At 69.7% G+C, this 14,262-nt stretch carries 13 protein-coding genes and 1 riboswitch; of the genes, 7 read left to right on the plus strand and 6 right to left on the minus strand.

Features of this window, described 5'->3' with window-relative positions; translation table 11 throughout:
* Positions 1 to 122 precede the first annotated feature (122 nt).
* From FAF44_RS27935 to FAF44_RS27945, 3 genes are all read left to right on the plus strand, one after another.
* Positions 123 to 1,601: an AMP-binding protein gene (locus tag FAF44_RS27935; protein WP_237106260.1), complete on the plus strand. Its 1,479-nt coding sequence runs from the start codon at positions 123 to 125 to the stop codon at positions 1,599 to 1,601.
* Positions 1,602 to 1,699: 98 nt separating this feature from the next.
* Positions 1,700 to 2,050 (plus strand): DUF4190 domain-containing protein, encoded by a 351-nt coding sequence (locus FAF44_RS27940; protein ID WP_237106261.1) that lies wholly within the window; start codon positions 1,700 to 1,702, stop codon positions 2,048 to 2,050.
* A gap of 149 nt (positions 2,051 to 2,199) precedes the next feature.
* Entirely contained in the window at positions 2,200 to 3,846 is a 1,647-nt protein-coding gene (locus FAF44_RS27945) for a DNA repair helicase XPB (RefSeq protein ID WP_237106262.1), read from the plus strand.
* Positions 3,847 to 4,060: 214 nt separating this feature from the next.
* Here FAF44_RS27945 and FAF44_RS27950 read toward each other — a convergent pair whose 3' ends face one another.
* Positions 4,061 to 4,387: a hypothetical protein gene (locus tag FAF44_RS27950; RefSeq protein WP_237106263.1), complete on the minus strand. Its 327-nt coding sequence runs from the start codon at positions 4,385 to 4,387 to the stop codon at positions 4,061 to 4,063.
* A gap of 129 nt (positions 4,388 to 4,516) precedes the next feature.
* Between FAF44_RS27950 and FAF44_RS27955 the strand changes: the two genes are divergently transcribed.
* The gene (locus FAF44_RS27955; RefSeq protein ID WP_237106264.1) at positions 4,517 to 6,538 is read left to right on the plus strand and encodes an AAA family ATPase; all 2,022 of its coding nucleotides are present in this window, start codon (positions 4,517 to 4,519) and stop codon (positions 6,536 to 6,538) included.
* A 65-nt stretch (positions 6,539 to 6,603) separates the two neighbouring features.
* Positions 6,604 to 7,134: a YbhB/YbcL family Raf kinase inhibitor-like protein gene (locus FAF44_RS27960; RefSeq protein ID WP_237106265.1), complete on the plus strand. Its 531-nt coding sequence runs from the start codon at positions 6,604 to 6,606 to the stop codon at positions 7,132 to 7,134.
* A 114-nt stretch (positions 7,135 to 7,248) separates the two neighbouring features.
* Here the strand turns inward: FAF44_RS27960 and groL are convergent, their stop codons facing one another.
* The 5 genes from groL to FAF44_RS27985 form a co-directional block, all read right to left on the minus strand.
* Positions 7,249 to 8,874: a chaperonin GroEL gene (gene groL, locus FAF44_RS27965; RefSeq protein ID WP_237106266.1), complete on the minus strand. Its 1,626-nt coding sequence runs from the start codon at positions 8,872 to 8,874 to the stop codon at positions 7,249 to 7,251.
* A 341-nt stretch (positions 8,875 to 9,215) separates the two neighbouring features.
* Positions 9,216 to 9,416 (minus strand): cold-shock protein, encoded by a 201-nt coding sequence (locus FAF44_RS27970; protein WP_090947280.1) that lies wholly within the window; start codon positions 9,414 to 9,416, stop codon positions 9,216 to 9,218.
* A 241-nt stretch (positions 9,417 to 9,657) separates the two neighbouring features.
* The gene (locus FAF44_RS27975) at positions 9,658 to 9,933 is read right to left on the minus strand and encodes a MoaD/ThiS family protein (RefSeq protein ID WP_043633550.1); all 276 of its coding nucleotides are present in this window, start codon (positions 9,931 to 9,933) and stop codon (positions 9,658 to 9,660) included.
* A 24-nt stretch (positions 9,934 to 9,957) separates the two neighbouring features.
* Complete coding sequence (gene thrC, locus FAF44_RS27980; protein WP_237106267.1) at positions 9,958 to 11,193, minus strand: threonine synthase; 1,236 nt, start codon at positions 11,191 to 11,193, stop codon at positions 9,958 to 9,960.
* 13 nt (positions 11,194 to 11,206) lie between these two features.
* A riboswitch (SAM riboswitch) is annotated at positions 11,207 to 11,347 on the minus strand.
* A 79-nt stretch (positions 11,348 to 11,426) separates the two neighbouring features.
* Positions 11,427 to 11,981, minus strand: a complete 555-nt coding sequence (locus FAF44_RS27985) for an RNA polymerase sigma factor (protein ID WP_237106268.1) — start codon at positions 11,979 to 11,981, stop codon at positions 11,427 to 11,429.
* A gap of 31 nt (positions 11,982 to 12,012) precedes the next feature.
* Between FAF44_RS27985 and FAF44_RS27990 the strand changes: the two genes are divergently transcribed.
* On the plus strand, positions 12,013 to 13,437 hold the full coding sequence (locus FAF44_RS27990) for a trehalose-6-phosphate synthase (RefSeq protein ID WP_237106269.1): 1,425 nt from the start codon (positions 12,013 to 12,015) through the stop codon (positions 13,435 to 13,437).
* Between the two features lie 77 nt (positions 13,438 to 13,514).
* On the plus strand, positions 13,515 to 14,262 hold a 748-nt coding region (locus FAF44_RS27995), incomplete at its 3' end, for an MFS transporter (protein WP_237106270.1).

A 14,262-nucleotide genomic window follows, 5' to 3' on the forward strand; every position in this document is an offset into this window, starting at 1 on the left:
AACACGAATGACTCCAGAAGAAGATATATACCTATTTACGGACTACACGAACACCGTCCACAGTGACTAGTCAAGAGGCGGCGGGCTTGACTCGGCATCCTCACACGGATCAGGTGGTGCATGTGACCGAGCAGACACTGGGCAGGCTGGCGGAAGAGTCGTGGAACCGGTTCGACGACCACGACTCGATGTACTACGAAGGCGTCTGGCACCGCAGCCACGCGCTCGCCGAACGGGCCCGCCGGATGTGCGGCGGATTCGCCGAGGCGGGCATCCGGCCGGGCGACCGGGTGGCCGTCATGATGGCCAACTCCCCCGAGGTGCCCCTGGTCTACCAGGCCCTGTGGGCGGCGGGCGCGGTGGTGACGCCGGTGGTGTTCCTGGTGGGGCCGCAGGAGCTGCGGCACGTCCTGCTCGACAGCGGCGCCGTCGCGGTGGTCACCTCGCCGGAGCTGGCGGAGCACGTCCGCGCCGCCGGCGTCGACATCCCCGTCCACGTGAACACGGCCGAGCTCGAACGGGCGGCCGAGCGCGGCCCCGTGCCCAGGGCCCCCGACGACCTGGCCGCCCTCATGTACACCGGCGGCACGACCGGCAGGGCCAAGGGCGTCATGCTGAGCCATCACGGCCTGTGGCACGTGGCCAGGGACTCCTTCCACCTGTCCCACCGGGAGGGCCGGAACCGGGCGCTGGTGCCCGTGCCGCTGTCGCACGCGTACGGGCTGATCGTCACCATCGCCGGGATGCACGCCACCGAGCCGCAGCAGGCGGTGCTGATGCGCTGGTTCGAGCCGCGGGCGTTCCTCGAACTGGCCGCCGAGCAGCGCGTCCAGTACGGCACCGTGGTCCCCGCCATGATCCACCTCCTGCTCGCCGAGCCGCTCGAATCCCACCCGCTGCCCGACCTGGCCTACCTCACCTGCGGCGCGGCGCCGCTCGGCCGGCAGACGCTGGAGGAGTTCGAGCGCAGGGTGCCGGGCGTGCAGATCCTGGAGGGATACGGGCTGACCGAGACCAGCGCCGTCACCACGTTCAACCCGCCGGGCCGGCGGCGGATCGGCAGCGTCGGCCTGCCGCTCGCCGGGTACACGATCACCATCCGCGACGACGACGGCGAGGCGGCGGAACTCGGGGACGTCGGCGAGATCTGCGTCACCGGCGACTCGCTGATGCTCGGCTACTGGGGCGAGCACGAGCCCGACCCCGACGGCACCGCGCTGGTCGGCAAGGAACTGCGTACCGGCGACCTCGGCTGCCTCGACGACGACGGCTACCTGTATGTCGTGGACAGGAAGAAGGACCTGATCATCCGGGGCGGCTTCAACGTGTTCCCGCGCGACGTCGAGGACGCCCTCAACCTGCACCCCGACGTCGTGACCTCGGGCGTCGTGGGCCGCCCCGACCCCCAGCTCGGGGAGGAGGTCGTGGCGTTCGTGCAGCTCGGGCCGGATGCTACGGTGACCGCCGGGGAGCTGATCGAGTGGACCCGCGAGCGGGTGGGGCGGGTGAAGTACCCGCGCGAGGTGCGCTTCGTCGACTCCGTGCCGCTGACGAGCGTGCTCAAGCTCGACCGCAGGGCGCTGCGCGCCAGGCTCGGCTGACCCGCCGCCGGCGGGCTTCGCGGGTGCCGGCCGATCTCGTCCTCCCGGTCAGAGGGGCGTCAATTCCGTGATAAGTGTTGACCTGTCTGGAGGTGAACATGAGTCAGGACGACCCGTCGGGATACCCGTACCAGCCGTACGGCGCCCCGTACGGCGAGCAGCCGCCTCCTGCCTACGGCTACGGCCGGCCGCCGCCCCCGAGGAACAGCGGGCCGAGCGCCAACGCCATCGTCTCCCTCGTGCTCAATCTCCTGGCGGTCGTCGGCTGCTGCAACATCCTCGCCATCCCCGGCGCCATCCTGGCCGGCCTGGCGATCGGCAGGTCCGGCACCGAGCCGGAGAAGGCGCGCACCATGGTCATCTGGAGCTGGGTGCTGTTCGGGGTCGGCTTCGTGCTGACCATCGGCGGATTCATCGTCCTGGGGCTCGCCGGCGCCTTCGACGACTGATCAACCGGCTGGTTCGGCCGCTGATCAGCCGATCCGCGCGGACTAATCCTGGCCCGCGCGTTGTTGCATCCTCGGAGCGGGGGAGCCGGGATCAGGAGACGATGGTCCTGTTGCGCCAGGCCCCCGTCTGAACCCACGGAGATTAGCCAGTGAGCGATGGACCGCTGATCGTCCAGTCGGACAAAACGCTGCTGCTCGAGGTCGACCACGAGCGGGCCGACGCCTGCCGTAAGGCCATCGCGCCGTTCGCCGAGCTCGAACGCGCCCCCGAGCACGTGCACACCTACCGTGTCACCCCGCTCGCGCTGTGGAACGCCCGCGCCGCCGGCCACGACGCCGAGCAGGTCATCGACGCGCTGATCAGCTTCAGCCGCTACCCGGTGCCACACGCGCTGCTGGTGGACGTCGCCGAGACGATGGCCCGCTACGGCCGGCTGCGGCTGGAGAAGGAGCCCGTCCACGGCCTCGTCCTGACCTCCACCGACCGGGCCGTGCTCGAAGAGGTGCTGCGCTCGAAGAAGATCCAGCCGATGCTGGGCGACCGCCTCGGCGCCGACTCCGTCGTCGTGCACCCGAGCGACCGGGGCAACGTCAAGCAGGCCCTGCTCAAGCTGGGCTGGCCGGCCGAGGACCTGGCCGGCTACGTGGACGGCGAGGCCCACCCGATCAAGCTGCGCGAGGACGGCTGGGCGCTGCGGCCCTACCAGCGCGAGGCGGCCGAGGCGTTCTGGAACGGCGGCTCCGGCGTGGTCGTGCTGCCCTGCGGGGCGGGCAAGACCATCGTCGGCGCGGCGGCCATGGCCCAGGCCGAGGCCACCACGCTCATCCTGGTCACGAACACGGTCTCGGCGCACCAGTGGAAGACCGAGCTGCTCAAGCGCACGTCGCTGACCGAGGACGAGATCGGCGAGTACTCCGGCAACAAGAAGGAGATCCGCCCGGTCACCATCGCCACGTACCAGGTGATGACCACGCGGCGCAAAGGCGTCTACAGCCACCTGGAGCTCTTCGACGCCCGCGACTGGGGCCTGATCGTCTACGACGAGGTGCACCTGCTGCCCGCGCCGATCTTCCGGATGACCGCCGACCTCCAGGCGCGCAGGCGGGTCGGCCTGACCGCCACGCTGGTCCGCGAGGACGGCCGCGAGGGCGACGTCTTCTCGCTGATCGGCCCCAAGCGCTACGACGCGCCCTGGAAGGAGATGGAGAACCAGGGCTGGATCGCGCCGGCCGACTGCGTCGAGGTGCGGGTGACGCTGACGGACGAGGAGCGGCTGGCGTACGCGATGGCGGAGTCCGAGGAGCGCTACCGCTTCTGCGCCACCACGCCGTCGAAGACGTTGGTGACCGAGGCGCTGGTCCGCCGCCATCTGGGCGAGCAGGTGCTGGTCATCGGCCAGTACATCGACCAGCTCGACGAGCTCGGCGAGCACCTCAACGCCCCCGTCATCAAGGGCGAGACCAGGATCAAGGAGCGTGAGCGGCTCTACCAGGCCTTCCGCGACAAGGAGATCCAGGTGCTGGTGGTGTCGAAGGTGGCCAACTTCTCCATCGACCTGCCGGAGGCGGCCGTCGCGATCCAGGTGTCGGGCACGTTCGGCTCGCGTCAGGAGGAGGCCCAGCGGCTCGGACGGGTGCTGCGGCCCAAGGCCGACGGCGGGGGCGCGCGCTTCTACACGGTGGTCAGCCGGGACACGGTGGACCAGGAGTTCGCGGCGCACCGGCAGCGGTTCCTGGCCGAGCAGGGGTACGCCTACCAGATCATCGACGCCGACGACGTGCTGGGCGGCGTGTAGCGGGGTGCGGTTGGGATGCCCGGCCGCTCACCTCGAGCGGCCAGGCATTCAACGTGGTGTCACGTCCACGAGACTCCGCGGGCCGACGACATTCGAACCACCCCCCTCACCTGCGTACTATCACGCCGCCTGCGACATACCCTCATGATCCGGCAAACCCACCAGAAATGCCCGATTTTTTCGGTATTCCCAGATTGGTGGCGGCTTGGGCGAATCAGCGCACCAGCATGCCACCGAGGAAGAGCACACCCTCCGCGGTGACCCAGGCCAGCAGCCCGGCGCCCATCAGCCGCGCGAACGCCTGCGGATCATTCCTCGACCACGGGATCATCCAGGCGCCCACCGTGCAGCAGACGGCCAGCACGGCGAACAGCCCGGACGCGGTGGAGACCACGCCGAGACGCTGCGAGCACGCCGGCAGGTCGGCGCCACCCGCGCAGAACGCCTCCAGGCCCCACCCCGCGAACACCGACGATCCCCACAACGCCGCCAGCAGGACGCTCGCGATCGTGGGGAGGACCGGCGAGAAACGGAGCTGCACCCGCGCCATCCTGTATGCCTACCCAGCTCCCCGGCGGTAAATGCTTTGGAAGCACGCGGAAGCAGCCATTAAACTGGCGGATTCGCTGCCTTCGACCACCTCCGTTATCGCCCAGGGAGGCGCTCTCGCATGCCCGCAAACCAACTCGCTCCCGACATACCCTCCGGCCTGCCCCAGGACGTCCTGGCCGCGGAGCAGGCCCACCTGGCCGAGTCCAGGGCCGCGCTCACCGCCATGCGCGCCCACGCCCAGTCGCTGTCGGCGGACGCGGCCGGCGACTGGGTCTCGCAGCAGATCCTCCAGTCGCTGCTCGACCAGCGCGTGGCCGCCCTCGCCGACCACCCGGACACCCCGCTGTTCTTCGGCCGCCTCGACCGCGCCACCGGCGACGACCTGCCCGGCACCCTCTACGTCGGCCGCCGCCACGTGCACGACGGCCACAGCAAGCCGCTGGTCATCGACTGGCGCGCGCCGGTGTCCACCGCCTTCTACCAGGCCAGCCCCGCCGACCCGATGGGCGTCGTCCGCCGCCGCCGCTTCGGCTACCACGGCGGGCAGCTCACCGCGTTCGAGGACGAGCCGCTCGGCGAGGGCGGCGAGATCGGGCCGTCGAAGATCCTCACCGAGGAGATCGAACGCCCGCGCACCGGCCCCATGCGCGACATCGTCGCCACCATCCAGCCCGACCAGGACGACATCGTGCGCGCCACCCTGGCGCAGACCGTGTGCGTGCAGGGCGCGCCCGGCACCGGGAAGACCGCCGTCGGCCTGCACCGCGCGGCCTACCTGCTGTTCACCCACCGCGAGCGACTGGCCAGGTCGGGCGTCATGATCGTCGGCCCCAACCGCGCGTTCCTGTCCTACATCTCCTCCGTGCTGCCGGCGCTCGGCGAGGTCAAGGTCGACCAGACCACCGTCGCCGGCCTCCTGGGCCAGCACGCGGCCCCCGAGGACCCGCTGGTCTCGGCCGTCAAGGGCGACGCCAGGATGGCCGCCGTGCTCGAACGCGCCCTCTGGATGCACATCGTCAAGCCCGTCGAGGGCGTGGTGTTCACGAAGGGCGCCTACCGCTACCGGGTGGCCGACCACGAGGTACGCGAGATCGTCGCCTCCCTGCGCGGCACCACCCGCTACAACCCCGGCCGGGCCGCGCTCGCCCAGCGCCTGGCCCACATGGTGCTGGTCCGGATGGAGCAGCGCGGCGAGTCCCCCGACGACCGGGTCCAGGACGCCGTGGCCAGGTCGAAGCCGGTCAAGCAGCTCGTGGACGCCGTCTGGCCCAAGCTGACGCCCGAACAGGTCCTGTACCGGCTGCTGTCCGACCCCGCCTTCCTCGCCCGCGCCGCCGCCAAGTCCGGTCTGTCGCCGGAGGAGCAGGAGACGCTCGGCTGGCGCAAGCCGTACCGGAGCTGGAAGTCGGCGAAGTGGTCGGCCGCCGACGCCGCGCTCCTCGACGAGCTCGGCGACCTCATGGAACGCACCCCGTCGCTCGGCCACCTCGTCGTGGACGAGGCCCAGGACCTCTCCGAGATGCAGCTCAGGGCGCTCGGCCGGCGCTGCCGCAACGGCTCGGCCACCGTCCTCGGCGACCTCGCCCAGGGCACCACCCCCTGGTCGACCAGCTCGTGGGAGGCGGTGCTGACGCATCTCGGGCAACAGGAGGGCGAGGTGACCGAGCTGACGCTCGGCTTCCGCGTGCCGCGCGAGGTGCTCGACTACGCGGCCCGCCTGCTGCCCTCCATCGCCCCCGGCCTGGCCGCCCCGCGCTCGCTGCGCCCCGGCGCCGGCTCCCTCACCGTACGGCCGGGCGGGTCGGTCGCGGAGGCCGCCGGGCAGGCTCTGGCCAAGGAGGGCTCCATCGGCGTCATCGTCCCCGACGCGCTGGTCGGGCCGGTCTCGGCGGCGCTGGCCGGCCTGCCGCACGCCGTGCTCGACCCCGACGCCGAACCCGGCGGGGAGCACCGCCTCGTGATCGTCCCGGCCACCCTGGCCAAGGGCCTGGAGTACGACCACGTGGTGGTCGTCGAGCCCGCCGACATCGTCTCGGCCGAACCCAGAGGTCTGGCCAGGCTGTACGTCGTCCTGACCCGGGCCGTGACCTCCCTGACGGTGCTGCACGACAAGGCGCTGCCCGACCAGCTCGTGGCATGACCGGCGGCGGGCACGGCCGCTTCTAGGATGGCTGGGCAAGCAGCTTCTCAAGCTAGGAGGATGCCGTGCCCGCACCCCTTCCCCACGAATTCCTGCCGCCCGTGCCCGCTCTCACGGTCGAGAGCGACGACATCCACGACGGCCAGACGCTCGGTCAGCTCCACGTCTTCGACGACTGGGGCATGACCGGCCAGAACCGCTCGCCCCACCTGCGCTGGTCCGGCGCCCCGGAGGGCACCCGCGGTTACGCCGTCACCTGCTACGACCCCGACGCCCCGACCGGCAGCGGCTTCTGGCACTGGGTGCTGTTCGACCTGCCGTCCTCGGTGACGGAGCTGCCCACGGGCGCGGGCACGGCCCCCGACTTCAAGGGCCTGCCCGACGGCGCCGTGCACGCCCGCAACGACTACGGCCTGCGGTCGTACGGCGGCGCGGCCCCGCCTCCCGGCGACCCGCACCGGTACGTGTTCACGGTGCACGCGCTGGGGGTCGACCGGCTCGGCGTGCCCGGCGACGCCAGCCCGGCGGTGGTGGGCTTCAACATCACCGCCAACACCCTGGCCAGGGGCCACATCATCGCCTACTACGGCGTCTGAGCCCCCGCCGGGCGGAATCCCGGGCACACGCGGCGGCCCCACCCACACAACGAACAAGAGCGGCCCGGGAGAACCGGGCCGCTCTTGTTCGTCGTCCGTGCGGCGAAAGAAGACCTAGAAGTCCATGTCGCCGCCGCCCGGCATGGCCGGGGCAGCGGGGGTCTTCTCGGGCTTCTCGGCGATGACCGCCTCGGTGGTGAGGAAGAGCGCCGCGATGGAGGCGGCGTTCTGCAGCGCCGAGCGCGTCACCTTGGCCGGGTCGATGATGCCGGACTCGAACATGTTGACGTACTCGCCGGTCGCGGCGTTGAGGCCCTCACCCGGGGTGAGGTTACGCACGCGCTCGACCACGACGCCGCCTTCGAGGCCGGCGTTGACCGCGATCTGCTTGAGGGGCTCCTCCAGCGCCTTCTTGACGATGGCGGCACCGGTGGCCTCGTCGCCGGACAGCTCGAGCTTGTCGAACGCCTTGGCGCCGGCCTGGAGCAGCGCCACGCCGCCGCCGGGGACGATACCCTCCTCGACGGCCGCCTTGGCGTTGCGCACGGCGTCCTCGATGCGGTGCTTGCGCTCCTTGAGCTCGACCTCGGTCGCGGCGCCGGCCTTGATGACGGCGACACCACCGGCGAGCTTGGCCAGGCGCTCCTGGAGCTTCTCGCGGTCGTAGTCGGAGTCGGTGCGGTCGATCTCGGCGCGGATCTCGTTGACCCGGCCGGAGATCTGCTCGGCGTCACCGGCGCCGTCGACGATGGTGGTCTCGTCCTTGGTCACCACGACCTTGCGGGCGCGGCCCAGCAGGTCGAGGGTGGCGGTCTCGAGCTTGAGGCCGACCTCCTCGGCGATGACCTGGCCACCGGTCAGGATCGCGATGTCGTTCAGCATCGCCTTGCGACGGTCGCCGAAGCCCGGCGCCTTCACCGCGACGGAGCGGAACAGACCGCGGATCTTGTTGACGACCAGGGTCGCCAGGGCCTCGCCCTCGACGTCCTCGGCGATGATCAGCAGCGGCTTGCCGGACTGCACGACCTTGTCGAGCAGCGGCAGCAGGTCCTTGTTGGCCGAGACCTTGCTGTTGACGATCAGGATGTACGGGTCTTCGAGCACGGCCTCCATACGGTCGGAGTCGGTGACGAAGTACATCGACGTCATGCCCTTGTCGAAGCGCATGCCCTCGGTGAGCTCGAGCTCGAGGCCGAAGGTGTTGCTCTCCTCGACGGTGATGACGCCTTCCTTGCCGACCTTGTCCATCGCCTCGGCGATGAGCGAGCCGATCTCGGCGTCGGCGGCGGAGATGGAGGCGGTGGAGGCGATCTGCTCCTTGGTCTCCACATCCTTGGCCAGCTTGGAGAGCTCCTCGCTGACGCGCTCGACGGCGGCCTCGATGCCCTTCTTCAGGCCCATCGGGTTGGCGCCGGCGGCGACGTTGCGCAGGCCCTCGCGCACCAGCGCCTGGGCGAGCACGGTGGCGGTGGTGGTGCCGTCGCCCGCGACGTCGTCGGTCTTCTTGGCGACTTCCTTGACCAGCTCAGCGCCGATCTTCTCCCAAGGGTCCTCGAGCTCGATCTCCTTGGCGATGGACACACCGTCGTTGGTGATCGTGGGAGCGCCCCACTTCTTCTCCAGCACGACGTTGCGGCCCTTGGGGCCGAGGGTCACCTTGACGGCGTCGGCGAGCTGGTTCATACCGCGCTCGAGACCGCGCCTGGCGTCCTCGTCAAACGCGATCATCTTGGCTGCCATAAGGCTGGACCTCCCAGATGCAGGGTGGCTTGTCGTGGACCGAGCCGACGCCCGCGACGGCATGGGTCAGCATCTCCGTCCGGCAGACCCCATCGTCTCGATCCTGGGTGTTGGCACTCTGCTGCACAGAGTGCCAACGAACTGTTTAGCACTCTACCCTGCCGAGTGCAAGCGAACGCCTCATCGCCCGACACTCCCGCCCAGGTCAGTGAGCCGGTGCGGCGAGCCGAAACGGCCCGCCGCACGCGAGTCGACGAATGAGACGAATGAGAGGTGGATGACGGTTCACACAGACTGCGCTGCCGTGTGAGCCCGCCGGGGTGGGTGCCAGCGTTTGACGATCAGACCGAACGGACGGACTCCGCCTGCGGCCCCTTCTGGCCCTGCGTGATCTCGAACTCGACGCGCTGTCCCTGTTCGAGAGATCGGTACCCGTCCATCAGTATCGCGGAGTAATGGACGAATACATCCTTACCACCGTCTACCGCGATGAAGCCGTAGCCCTTGTCCGCGTTGAACCACTTGACGGTGCCCTGCGCCACTTCCGACTCCTCTTACTGGTCTACCAGATCTCGCCCATTCCTCCGCGGGACCTGTAATCGTATGACTTAACGGAAAAACAGCCAGACGATCGCCCTCGACCATACCTTCGGACCGGGGTTTGGCAACAGAGTCAACGTGCAAACTGCCTATTTCTTCGCAGCGGGGGTCGTTCAACGTTGAATTGGCCGGGAAAAGGAGAAGGCGCCCACAAGGGGCGCCTTCAAGAGTGGTCGGAGACGGTCAGCCGCCGGCGACCGCGGGGATGATGGAGATCTGTGTGCCTTCTGGGGCGGGAGTGTCCAGCCCTTCGGCGAAACGGACGTCCTCTTCCCCCACATAAACGTTGACGAAACGACGAATCTTGCCCGATTCATCCAGAATTCTCGCGCCGATCCCCGGGTAGTCGGAGTCGAGCTTGGCGAGGACGTCACGAAGCGTCGCGCCTTCGCCGCTGACCTCCGCGTTCCCCCCGGTGTACGTGCGCAGAATGGTGGGAATCCGCACCGAAACGCTCATGGTTTAAGTCGCCTTTCCTGGTTGTCAGACAGTCGCGCGGAACGCGTCGAGGGAGGGCTTGATCACGGCCGTGGGCTCCACGGCCTCGCCGCTGAGCACGTCGAGCGTCTTGAGCCCGTCGCCCGTGTTGAGCACCACGGTCTCCGCCTCCAGGTCGAGGCGCCCGCTCTCGGCGAGCTTCTTCAGCACGCCGACGGTCACGCCTCCGGCGGTCTCGGCGAAGATGCCCTCGGTCGAGGCCAGCAGCTTCATCGCGGCCACGATCTCGGCGTCGGTGACGTCCTCGACGCCACCCCCGGTACGCCGGGCGATGTCCAGCACGTACGGCCCGTCGGCGGGGTTGCCGATGGCCAGCGACTTGGCGATGGTGTCGGGCTTGACCGGCTGGACGACGTCGTGCCCGGCCTTGTACGCCGTGGACACCGGCGAGCACCCGGCGGCCTGCGCCCCGAAGACCTTGTAGGGGGTGTCCTCCACCAGCCCCAGGCTGATCAGCTCCTTGAAGCCCTTGTCGATCTTCGTGAGCTGCGACCCGGAGGCGATGGGGATGATGATCTGCTCGGGCAGCCGCCATCCGAGTTGCTCGGCGATCTCGTACGCGAGCGTCTTCGAGCCCTCGGCGTAATAGGGCCGCAGGTTCACGTTGACGAATCCCCACTTGTCGCCCATGGGGTCGCCGATCAGCTCGGAGCAGAACCTGTTGACCTCGTCGTACGTGCCGTCGATGCCGATCAGCCGGCCGCCGAACACGCGGGCCATGGTGATCTTGGCCTTTTCCAGGTTGGCCGGGATGAACACGCAGGCGTCGAGCCCGGCCCGCGCCGCAGCGGCGGTGACCGCGCCCGCGAGGTTGCCCGTGGAAGAACAGGAAAGTGTGTGGAAACCGAAGTTCCGGGCCGCTTCGACGGCCATGGCGACCACCCGGTCCTTGAAGGAGTGGGTGGGGTTGCCGGAGTCGTCCTTCACGTAAAGGGACTTGAAGCCGAGTGTCCGGCCGAGGTTTCCGGCCTTGACCAATTTCGTCCAGCCGGGGTTCATATTGGGCTTACTGGTCACGTCCGCCGGAACGGGGAGCAGCGCGCGGTAACGCCAGATGTTGGCGGGACCCGATTCGATCTGCGCGCGGGTGACGTCGCCGAAGTCATAGGCCGCTTCGAGCGGCCCGAAACACTCCTGACACGCGAAGCTGGGGCCCAGCGGGTAACGAGTGCCGCACTCGCGGCAGGAGAGACCGGTAGCAGGACCAAAGTCAAGCGACATGAAGCGAGGCCTTCCCTCATCTTCGCCCACGGCCACCTTGACCGCGAACCGGAATTGGCACCTTGTCCCGGTCGGCCTCGCCAGGTCGCGAGTCGTAGCCGGGAGGGTTGCCGGGGCTTCGCAGGGCCGGTCCCTCCACCCCTCTGGATGAGCAATATGCAGTTGTTGAAAAGGACTCTACCCGCTTAAGTGGCTGAAATTACCACCCGTCTCAACATGCGAGACGGGTGGTCTCAGCGATAGTCCTCACCCAGCACGCCTTGCACGTATTTGCGCGCCTGGTGGATGCGGGACTTGGCAGTGCCCAGCGGAATGCCGAGCTGCTCGGCCACCTCGTTGTAGTCGAGCTGGACGATGTCGCGCAACACCAGCGCCTGCGCCAGGTCGGGCTTGTCGGCCTCCAGCGCCTCCATCGCGTCGAGCAGGTCGAGCCGCGAGCCCGCGATCACGCTGACCCGCCGCACGTCGGGCTTCTGCATCGGCAGCTCGTCCGAACTCTGCTCGGCCGCCCGGCGTTTCAGCGACCGGTACGTGGTGCGCGCGCAGTTGGCCGTCACGATGTGCAGCCACGTGCTGAACCTGGCCCGCCCCTCGAAGCGCCCGATATTGCGCGCCACGGCCAGCAGCGTGTCCTGCGAGGCTTCCTCTGCGTCCTGGTGATAGGGGAGGATCCGGGCGCAATGACGCATCACATCGGGCTCTATCCGTGCCAGGAGCTCGCCAAGTGCGCGATGATCTCCCGCAGCAGCGGAGCGGGCGAGTTCCTCGGTTAGCTCATCAAGCGCCATAGCTGGGATCCTATGATCGAAGGGAGCCGAGATGAACAGCGTCCTGCTGGCCTCCAACAGAGGGCCTGTCTCCTTCACCGTCTCCGACGACGGCGAACTGACGATGAAACGTGGTGGCGGCGGCCTCGTGTCGGGGCTGTCGGGCGTGGCCAAGGACGACGGCGTGCTGTGGGTCTGCGCCGCGCTGTCCGACGGCGACCGCAGCGCCGTACGCCTGTCCCCCGGCGGCCGCATCGACCACACGGGCTACGACACCGGCCCGCTGCGGATGCTGGACATCCCGCCCGCCACGTTCCACCGCGCCTACAACGCCGTGGCCAACTCCACCCTGTGGTTCGTCAACCACCTGCTGTACGACATCCCCAACTCCCCCAGCTTCGGCACCCAGTTCGACCGCGAGTGGGAGTCCTACCGCGACTACAACGGCGCGTTCGCGCTGGCACTGGCCGAGGAGGCCGGGCACGGGGCCCGCGTGATGGTGCAGGACTACCACCTGACGCTGACCCCCGCCATGCTCCGGGCCGAGCGCCCCGACCTCCGCATCGCCCACTTCAGCCACACCCCGTGGGCGCCGCCCGAGTACTTCTCCCTGCTGCCCGACGCGGTGGCCAGAGAGGTCCTGGAAGGCATCCTGGGGGCCGATCACGCCGGGTTCCTCGCCGACAGGTGGGCGCAGGCGTTCATGGACTGCTGCGAGCGGATCCTGGGCGCGGAGACCGACCGGGTGGGCCGCACCGTCACCCACGCCGGCCGGACGACCCGCATCGGCGTGCACAGCCTCGGCGTGGACGGCGACGCGCTGTGGGAGCGGGCCGGCGAACCCGACGTCGAGTCGCACATGACCGCGCTCAGGGAGCAGGTCGGCGACCGCAGGCTGATCGTCCGCATCGACCGCACCGAACTGTCGAAGAACATCGTGCGCGGGCTGGTCGCCTACCGCGAGTTCCTCGCCGCGCACCCCGAGTGGCACGGCCGGGTCGTGCACCTCGCCTTCGCCTACCCCAGCCGCCACGACCTGCCCGAGTACCGCGAGTACACCGCCTCGGTGCAGCGCTGCGCCCGGCAGATCGAGGACGAGTACGCCACCGAGGACTGGGACCCGCTCATCCTCAACGTCGACGACGACTACCCGCGTTCGCTGGCGGCGTATCGGCTGGCCGACGTGCTGCTGGTCAACCCCGTCCGCGACGGCATGAACCTGGTCGCCAAGGAGGGTCCCGTCCTGTCGCCGCGCTGCGCGCTGGTGCTGTCGCGCGAGGCCGGGGCGGCGGCCGAGCTGGGCCCGCACGCGCTCATGGTCAACCCGTACGACATCAGCGGCACGGCCGCCGCGCTGCACGACGCGCTGGTCATGCCCGAGGACGAGCGGCGCATGCGCCGCGACAGGCTGCACGCCGCCGCCACCGCCCTGCCGCCGCAGAAATGGCTCGCGGCCCAACTCGAAGCGCTCGCCTAGGATGGTCGGGGCGGAGGACCTCCGCCCCAGGCGTCCTGTCCGTCCTGTGTCCCTGCGTCCCAGCGGGAGGCTGCCGGGTGACCACGGTCGTACCGCCCGTCCGTCTGATCAGAGACCGCCCGACCTGGCTCATCTACCTGCAACTCGGCGTGTTCGCCAGCTACCTGTACGGCCTGAGCGCCGCCCTGCCGCTGCTGCGTGCCGACCAGGGCACCTCGGCCACCGTGGCGGGGCTGCACGGCACCTCCATGGCCGTCTGCACGATCGTGGCCGGGCTCCTGCTGCCCCTGCTCACCCGGAGGCTCGGCAGGCGCGCGACGAGCTGGATCGGCCTGGCGGGGATGAACGCCGGCGTGCTCATGATCGTCTCCAGCGACTCCCTGGCCGTGACGCTGCCCGGGTTCGGCGTGGCCGGCGGCTTCGGGTCGATCATGCTCTACACCGCCATGGCGGCGCTCAGCGACCACCACGGCCCGGCGGGGGCCGCCGCGATCAGCGAGGCCAACGCGGTCGCCGTGGTGGCGGGCATGGCGATGACGTTCGGGCTCAGCCTGATCGCCCAGAGCACGTTCGGGTGGCGGCTCGCGCCGCTGGCCACGCCGATCGCCAGCGTGCTGCTCGCGCTGACCATGGGCCGGGTGTGGCCCGCCGAACCACCCGCCGCCGGGGGCACGGCCGGCGGGCCTGGGGGCGCGGGCGCGAGCCCGGCCCGCGATCTCCGCGACACCGGCGCCGGCGAATCCGGGAACGCACCCGGCGCACGGGGCTCGGGCGCTGCGCAGAGCACGGGAGGCACCCACGGGGCCGAGGGGGCCGGGGTTGGTG

The sequence above is a fragment of the Nonomuraea sp. MG754425 genome (genome assembly GCF_021699195.1).
GTDB lineage: Bacteria > Actinomycetota > Actinomycetes > Streptosporangiales > Streptosporangiaceae > Nonomuraea.